This is a genomic window from Amycolatopsis sp. NPDC104775 (assembly GCF_055583325.1).
Map to the genome: position 1 here is coordinate 1,591,320 of NZ_JBVJOE010000001.1, position 7,141 is coordinate 1,598,460.

A 7,141-nucleotide genomic window follows, 5' to 3' on the forward strand; every position below is an offset into this window, starting at 1 on the left:
CTAACGTTCCCTCATGGGCGAGCGGAGAACTCTCGACGTCGACGAAGTCCTCAAGCGGCAGGAGTCCGGCGAGCTGAAGCGGCGGCTCAGGGGCCGCGACCTGATCGGCTTCGGCGTCGGCATCATCATCGGCACCGGGATCTTCACCCTCGCCGGGGTCGAGGCGAAGACGCACGCCGGGCCGTCGGTGACGCTGTCGTTCGTGATCGGCGCGGTGGTCGCCGGGCTCGCCGCGCTCTGCTACGCCGAACTGGCCTCGAGCGTGCCGACCGCGGGCAGCGCCTACACCTACGCGTTCGCCACGCTCGGCGAGGTCTTCGCCTGGATCATCGGCTGGGACCTGCTGCTGGAGTTCGCGCTCGGCGCGGCCGTGGTGTCGCGCAGCTGGTCCGGCTATCTCGCGAACCTGCTCGGGCTGTCGCCGGAGTGGTTCGGCGAGGACGCGACGGTCAACGTCGGCGCGGTGCTGATCATCGCGGTGCTGACGGTCGTGGCCGTGGTCGGCATCAAGGAATCCTCGTGGCTGACGAACCTGCTGGTGCTCGTGAAGGTCGCGGTCTGCGTGCTGATCCTCGCCGTGGGCGTGTTCTTCGTGAAGGGCTCGAACCTCACCCCGTTCGTGCCGCCCGCGCAGCCGCCGTCCGGCACCGCGAACGCGTTGCACCAGCCAGTGGTCCAGGCCGCGCTCGGGCTCGAGCAGTCGGTGTACGGCATCGCGGGCATGGTCACCGCCGCGGCCGTCGTGTTCTTCGCCTACACCGGGTTCGAAGCGCTCGCCAACCTCGGCGAGGAAACCATCAACCCGCGCAAGGACCTCCGCGTCGGCATCCTCGGTGCGCTGGCCGTCTGCGCGGTGCTCTACATCGGCGTGTCGATCGTGCTGACCGGCATGGTCCCCTACACCGACATCGACGCGGGCGCCCCGCTCGCGGACGCGTTCGACCGGGTCGGCCAGCACTGGGTCGGCGCGCTGATCTCGCTCGGCGCGGTCACCGGGCTGACGTCGGTGATGATGGTCGAACTGGTCACGATCGGCCGGATCGGCTTCGCGATGGGCCGCGACGGCCTGCTGCCCAAGGCGATCGGCACGGCGCACCCGCGCTGGGGCACGCCGCACCGGATGACCATCGGCGGGGCCGCTCTGATCGCCGTGCTGGCGGCGTTCGTGCCGATCTCGGCTCTGGCCGACATGGTCAGCATCGGCGCGCTGTCGGCGATGATCATCGTCGCGGTCGCGGTGCCGGTGCTGCGCAAACGCCGCCCGGACTTGAAGCGGCCGTTCACCGTGCCGTTCTCGCCGGTGCTGCCGATCATCGCCGCGCTGGCGTGCTTCTACCTGATGCTGAACCTCGACGTGATGACCTGGCTCCGCTTCGCCGCGTGGCTGGTGATCGGCCTGCTGATCTACTTCTTCTACGGCCGCAAGCACTCCCGCTTCGCCAAGTAGGTTCAAACCACCGCCAGATGCACGCGGAGGTGCCGCGGGTTCTCGACCTCGTCGAGCAGCGCCACGGCGAAATCGGCGTACGAGATCTTGACCGAGAGGTCGCCGTGCTCGCCGATTTCGTAGCGGCCGGTCCGCTCGCCGTCGTGATCGAAGTCGCCGACCGGGCTGACGTACACCCAGTCCAGCCCGGTGCCCTCGGCGCGCAGCACTTCGAGCCCCGCCGCGTGCGCCAGGCAGAACGGCCGGAACTCCGCCGGAATCGAGTCCAGCACCGGGGTTCCGTCCGCGGCGGGCAGAAGCGCGGACAGCCCGACCGCGACCAGCCGGTTCACCCCGGCCTGCGCCAAACCGGCGACAAGAGCCCGTGCGGCACCGGTGAAGAACGCTTCCGGGTCGGTGCCCTCGCCGTAGACCGCGGCCGCGTTGATGGCCGCGTCGTGCCCCGCGGCGAGGGCGGCGACGTCCGCCGCGCTGGTGACATCGCCAGCGACGACGTCCGCCAAGTCGCGGTACCGCGCGGGGTCGCGAACCACCGCCGTGACGTCGTGCCCGCGGCGCCGTGCCTCCGCGACCGCTTGCCTACCGGCCCGGCCGCCCGCCCCGAAAATGACGATCTTGCTCATCGTGGGAATACCTCCTGGAGTGTCGATGCTCTGGAAGGTAGCCAGGGGGCCGGTTCCCTCCGGGATACTTGAGAGGAGACCGCGATGACCGTGCGGCAGCCATTGCCTCCCGATCTGTTCGAGGAGCTGTGCCCGTCCTCGCTGGTGCCGTTCCGCTTCGGGGACAAGTGGTCCGCCCTGGTCATCCGCTGCCTGGAAGACGGACCGCGCCGATTCTCCGAACTGCGGGTGCCGCTGCGTCGCGTTACGCCGAAGATGCTGACCCAGACGCTGCGCGGCCTCGAACGCTCAGGGCTGGTGTCCCGGACAGCGCACGCCGACCCCGCGTCGGGGGTGGAGTACGCGCTGACGCCGCTTGGCCGCAGCCTGCTGGAGCCGATGCAGGTGGTGTACGGCTGGGTTGCCGAGCACTGGGAGGAACTGCTGGACGCGCAGGAGCGCTACGACCGTTAGGCGTTGCGGCACAGGCGGTCTTCCAGATCTCGCGGCAGCGGATATACGCGTTCCACGGGCAACAACCGCTGGGCTTGCGCGACACGACCGGTTTGGATCAAGGCCGCGGCCCTGCGGATCTGCGGCGTAAGTTCGGCGATCCCGACGATCCATTCGTCGGCGAACACGCGGATCACCTCGCGGCCGACGCCGACCTGGATGCTGTAGTGATTCAGCGCCGCCCCGCGCCACGACCGTTCCGGATCCCACTGGACATGCACCGCGGCCTTGGCCACTGCTGCCGGATCCGACGTCGTACGCACCGCCCGGGACAGCGCCTCCTCCCATCCGGCCCGGGTGATCCGCACCGCGAGAACACGTTCCTGACCGGGTTTGCGCGCCCAGTTGCTGCGATGCATGAGCCAGCGGAGCGAGGGTTTGATCCACGTCATCCGGTGGAACGAAAACGGCGCGACGAACCGGCCCGCCCGCAGCGCCCCGTCGGCGATGGCCGGAGCGTAGGCCTGGTAGACCACGATCGTGTCTGCGTCGAAGTCCGCGCGGATCTCGTAGGAGGCCGTCACGAACCGAAGGCTGCCATCGCCCGGCCGGCCTCGCCAACTATTTTCGCGGCCTACTCCGTGCGCAACCCAGCGTAGGAAACCGCCTGGGTCAACGCCTCCGCGTACCGGGCGTCCGCCACCAGCAGCACCGATTCCAACCCCGCCGCGATCCATTCCACCGGCTGGTCGTGCACGCCGTCGTCGCCCAGCTCGCGGTAAGTGTCCACAACAGACAGCAAGGTTCCCTCCGCGCCCAGCCGCACTCCGGCGAGCAGCACGTGGTGCGGCGCGGGCGGACGCCACCGGTTCGTCCACAGTGGAGGGATACCGGTGTCGAGATAGTCCAGCAGCGCGCGTTCCGGCGTGTCCGGCGACCCCAGTTCCGCCGGGTCGACCCGCGCCAGCACCACCACCCGCGGCAGTTCCCACAGGCCCAGCAACAGATCCGAGACGGTCGATGGGTTCCATTCCCCCACCGCCGGGACCACTGCCAGTTTCTCCTCGGACAACGTCCGGATCGCCGCGGCCAGGCCGTCCAGCGAAGTGCCCGCAGCAGTCTCGTCGAACGGCACCGAAAGACGGAAGTCGTTGCGGGGCAACGCCCCTGCCGGACGGCTGGCCGGTGCGCGCACAGTCCCGGCAGCGATCGCGACCTCGTCCTGGTCCGGCACCGCGATGTCCGCCGCCCGCAGCGTCACGAGTGCGGTGAAGGCAGCTGCCAAACCGTCCTTCTGCGGAAGTTCCGCCCTGGCTTCGGCGACCAGGCGCGCGCCGCCGGGAAGCCAGTGCACGTCGGAAAGCCCCGTGTTCAATACCGCCACAGATGCGCCGCCACGATCTCCTCAGGCGCCCGTTCGGCGGCCCACGCCGCGTCCGAGGCGCGCACCGCGCGGAACGCGCCGAGCAGCTCGTCCCCCAGCGCCCCGGACACGCGCGGATTCGCCAGCAGCGCAGTGTCCTGTTCGGACGGACTCGCCGGCAGCGGCAGCACGCCCGCGGTGGTCCGTTCCCCTTCGCTCCAGCCGCCCGGGTCCTCCGCGATCGGCTCCGGCAGCGCGGCCGAATCCTCGATCCCGGCCATTCCCGCGGCGAGCACGACCGCCAGCGCGAGATACGGATTCGCCGACGCGTCCGACGTCTTCAACTCGACATTGGCGTGCTCCGTCCCGAGCAGCGCCGTGCTCGGGACGTACCGCAACGGTGCTTCGCGGTTCTCCACTCCCCAAAACGCATATGCACCAGCGAAAAACCCTGGCCGCAACCGCATTGTCGACGGCACGCTCGGCGCCGTGATCGCGGTCAACGCGGGCAAATCTCGCAGCAGCCCGCCGATGTAGGCCGCGCCGTCGCCTTCGGGCACCCCGTTGCCAGCCAGGAGGTTGCGGCCTTTGCGGCGAACGGAAGTGTGCAAGTGCCAGCCGTTTCCGGCCGCGCCAAGCCCGATCATCGGAGCGAAACTCGCCACGAGCCCGTGGGCGTGCGCGGCCGCGTGGATGGTCTGGCGCGCCAGCAGCTGATCGTCTGCCGCGGACACCGGATCCGTGGCGGCGAGCGACAATTCCAGTTGCGCCACGCCGTATTCCGCGTGCAGCTGACCGATCTGCAGGCCGTTCGCGGCGAAATCGTGCAGCAGCGCGGCGACGAACCCGTCCAAGCCGATCAGCGCGTGCGGGCTGTACGCAGGCCCGCGATGCCCGGGCGCGGACACGACGTCTTCGCTGCCCGCTGGCGCGACGGAGAACTCCAGCTCATACCCGGCCCGGAATTCGAGCCCGCGTTTCGCCGCCTCGGCGACCTGCCGCTCCAGCACCGAACGCTGGCAGTACGGCCAGGGCGAACCGTCCGCGGCGAGCTGCCGAACCGGAGCCCAGGCGAGGGCGGGCTGCCCGGCGAGCCTGCGGAGCCGTTCCACGACCGGCACGAGCCGGATGTCTCCGGACGGCGTGGCGAGGCCGGAATGGGCGTAGGTGATGGCGTCGTGGCTGTCGAAAACCGCGAACAGCGAGGTCGCGCCGACGCCGCGGGCCGCCGCGCCGGCCAGCCCGCCGATCGGGACCACGCGCGAGCGCGGGATGCCGTTGTTGTCCGCCCAGGCCAGGTGGACGCCACCGACCCCCGCCGCGGCCAGGTCCTTCGCCGCCGCCGACGCCGCCTTGGTCATGGCAACCTCCTCGGGCTCGGGATCAGTATCGCTGGCCGGGACTGCCCGGGCCATCCGCCAATGTTCACCCGGGCGGCTCAGCGACCGGCCCGGTGTCGTCGCGGCTGCGCAACGCCACCCCGGCGACGACGGCGAGCGTCCCGAGCGCTTCCACCACGCTCGGCACCTGCGCGAGCACCACGAACCCGACGACCCCCGCGGTCACCGGCAGCAACGCCAGCAACACCGCGAACCGCGCCTGCCCGAGCCGGCGCAGGACCACTTGGTCGAGCGCGTACGGCACCACGGTCGAAAGCACGCCGACGCCGATCCCGAGCAGCAGCATGCGTGGCGAACCCCACACTTCTCCGGTGCCGAGCGCGAGCGGCGACAGCACGACAGTCGCCACCACGAACCCGACCGCGAGCGAATCCAGCCCGTCCCCGCCGATCGCGACCCGCTTGCCGAGCACGATGTACCCCGCCCAGGCAGCCGCCGCGGCCAGCGCGAACACGACGCCCAGCGGACTGCCCGCGATCCGCACGTCCGCGATCGCGACCACCCCGAGAGCCACCAGGACCAGCGCGATCAAGTCCCGGCGCGTCCGCGACCCGACCGCCGCCACGACGACCGGGCCGGCGAACTCCAGCGCGACCACCGTGCCCAGCGGAAGCCGCGCGATGGCCTCGTAGAAGACCACGTTCATCCCGGCCGTTACGACCCCGAACGCACCCGCGAGCAGCAGCCGTTTGCCCCGCCAGGCCGCTTTGGGAGGCCGCCGCCACACCACCAGCACGACGGCCGCCCCGAGACAGCGCAGCCACGCGACCCCCGAGGGCGTGGCGTGCCCGAAAAGGTCGACCGCGATGGCCGCACCGGCATACATGGAAATTCCGCTGAGAACGAACAAGACCGGAGCCGGAACCGCGTTCACGCGTTTCCAGGAGAGTGCGATGCCCACTCTCGAATGGTGCCTGACCACGGAAAACACGCTACAGCGGGTGGTCTGGTCCTGGGGGATGGGACACCGTTGCGGCATCCGGGCTAATTCGGCGTGACGCACCTCCCACCGGCGCGGGAACACTTGCGGGCCGCGAAACGTCTGCAAGAGTGGAAGCACGAACACCGCGGAGCCGGAAGCGATCCCCGCCGAAGGCATCGAGACCGAAGTGGGCGTAGCTGGATCGAGGCACCGGGCGACCGGTGCCGGGACGGAGGGAGACCCCCATGACAACACCGACGCTCACCCGCCCCGAATTGACCGCAGCCGACCGATGCGACCGGTGCGGAGCAGCAGCACAGGTACGCGCAGTCCTCAGCTCCGGAGGCGAGCTGCTCTTCTGCGGGCACCACGCCCGTGAGCACGAGGCCAAGCTCAAGGAACTGGCCGCGGAGATCCAGAAGTAAGTTCGCTCACTGACAGACAGTTCCCGGAGGCGGCAGCGCATCGTGCGCTTGCCGCCTCCGGCGTTTTCCGGACGAGACCCCCCGCTCACTGGGATGGAACCGTGCCCCGAAGCTTCGGCTTACCGGGCGCATCGACGGGACAACGCGCCAAGAGCTATCCCGCAGCGAGCGCGTGCGCAAACGACCCGCAAACGCGCACCGCTGCACCCCACGATCCGAGGACTCAAGCCTCGCCTGAAACCCCGGCCGCCGCACCCAACCATCGAGGCACCCAAGCCGCGCCCAAAACCGCAGCCGCCGCACCCAACGACCCGAAGCACCCAAACCGCGCCTGAAACCGCAGCCGCCGCACCCAACGACCCGAAGCACCCAAACCGCGCCTGAAACCGCAGCCGCCGCACCCAACGATCGAGGCACCCAGCCCCTCCCCCACACCCCGATACGAAGCCTCCCTGCGGTTCGGGGGGGGGGGGGGGGGGGGGGGGGTGGGGGTGGGGGGGGGGGGGGAGGAGGAAAGAACAGAGAGAAA

Annotated in this window: 8 protein-coding genes; 3 read left to right on the top strand and 5 right to left on the bottom strand. The window is 70.3% G+C overall.

From position 1 onward, the window contains the following. Positions 1–13: 13 nt before the first annotated feature. The gene (locus ACZ63D_RS06990; protein WP_465353342.1) at positions 14–1,447 is read left to right on the top strand and encodes an APC family permease; all 1,434 of its coding nucleotides are present in this window, start codon (positions 14–16) and stop codon (positions 1,445–1,447) included. Positions 1,448–1,449: 2 nt separating this feature from the next. Here ACZ63D_RS06990 and ACZ63D_RS06995 read toward each other — a convergent pair whose 3' ends face one another. Further along, positions 1,450–2,184 (bottom strand): NAD(P)-dependent oxidoreductase, encoded by a 735-nt coding sequence (locus ACZ63D_RS06995; protein ID WP_465353711.1) that lies wholly within the window; start codon positions 2,182–2,184, stop codon positions 1,450–1,452. Between ACZ63D_RS06995 and ACZ63D_RS07000 the strand changes: the two genes are divergently transcribed. After that, a complete protein-coding gene (locus ACZ63D_RS07000; RefSeq protein ID WP_465353343.1) occupies positions 2,155–2,523 on the top strand; it encodes a winged helix-turn-helix transcriptional regulator in 369 nt (122 codons plus the stop codon). The two genes, ACZ63D_RS06995 and ACZ63D_RS07000, sit on opposite strands and share 30 nt — an antisense overlap. Here the strand turns inward: ACZ63D_RS07000 and ACZ63D_RS07005 are convergent. The 4 genes from ACZ63D_RS07005 to ACZ63D_RS07020 all read right to left on the bottom strand — a co-directional run bounded on the left by ACZ63D_RS07005 (position 2,520) and on the right by ACZ63D_RS07020 (position 6,091). Beyond that, complete coding sequence (locus tag ACZ63D_RS07005) at positions 2,520–3,086, bottom strand: DUF4291 domain-containing protein (RefSeq protein WP_465353344.1); 567 nt, start codon at positions 3,084–3,086, stop codon at positions 2,520–2,522. The genes ACZ63D_RS07000 and ACZ63D_RS07005 overlap by 4 nt on opposite strands. 50 nt (positions 3,087–3,136) lie before the next feature. Then, positions 3,137–3,886, bottom strand: coding sequence for a DUF6885 family protein (locus ACZ63D_RS07010; RefSeq protein WP_465353345.1), 750 nt, complete (start codon positions 3,884–3,886; stop codon positions 3,137–3,139). Further along, positions 3,874–5,226 (bottom strand): type I glutamate--ammonia ligase, encoded by a 1,353-nt coding sequence (locus ACZ63D_RS07015; RefSeq protein WP_465353346.1) that lies wholly within the window; start codon positions 5,224–5,226, stop codon positions 3,874–3,876. The genes ACZ63D_RS07010 and ACZ63D_RS07015 overlap by 13 nt, the downstream gene beginning before the upstream one ends. 64 nt (positions 5,227–5,290) lie before the next feature. Further along, the gene (locus ACZ63D_RS07020; RefSeq protein WP_465353712.1) at positions 5,291–6,091 is read right to left on the bottom strand and encodes an EamA family transporter; all 801 of its coding nucleotides are present in this window, start codon (positions 6,089–6,091) and stop codon (positions 5,291–5,293) included. A gap of 341 nt (positions 6,092–6,432) precedes the next feature. On the opposite strand from ACZ63D_RS07020, the gene ACZ63D_RS07025 reads away from it, so the two are divergent. Beyond that, positions 6,433–6,612 (top strand): DUF7455 domain-containing protein, encoded by a 180-nt coding sequence (locus tag ACZ63D_RS07025; RefSeq protein WP_037358805.1) that lies wholly within the window; start codon positions 6,433–6,435, stop codon positions 6,610–6,612. Positions 6,613–7,141 lie beyond the last annotated feature (529 nt).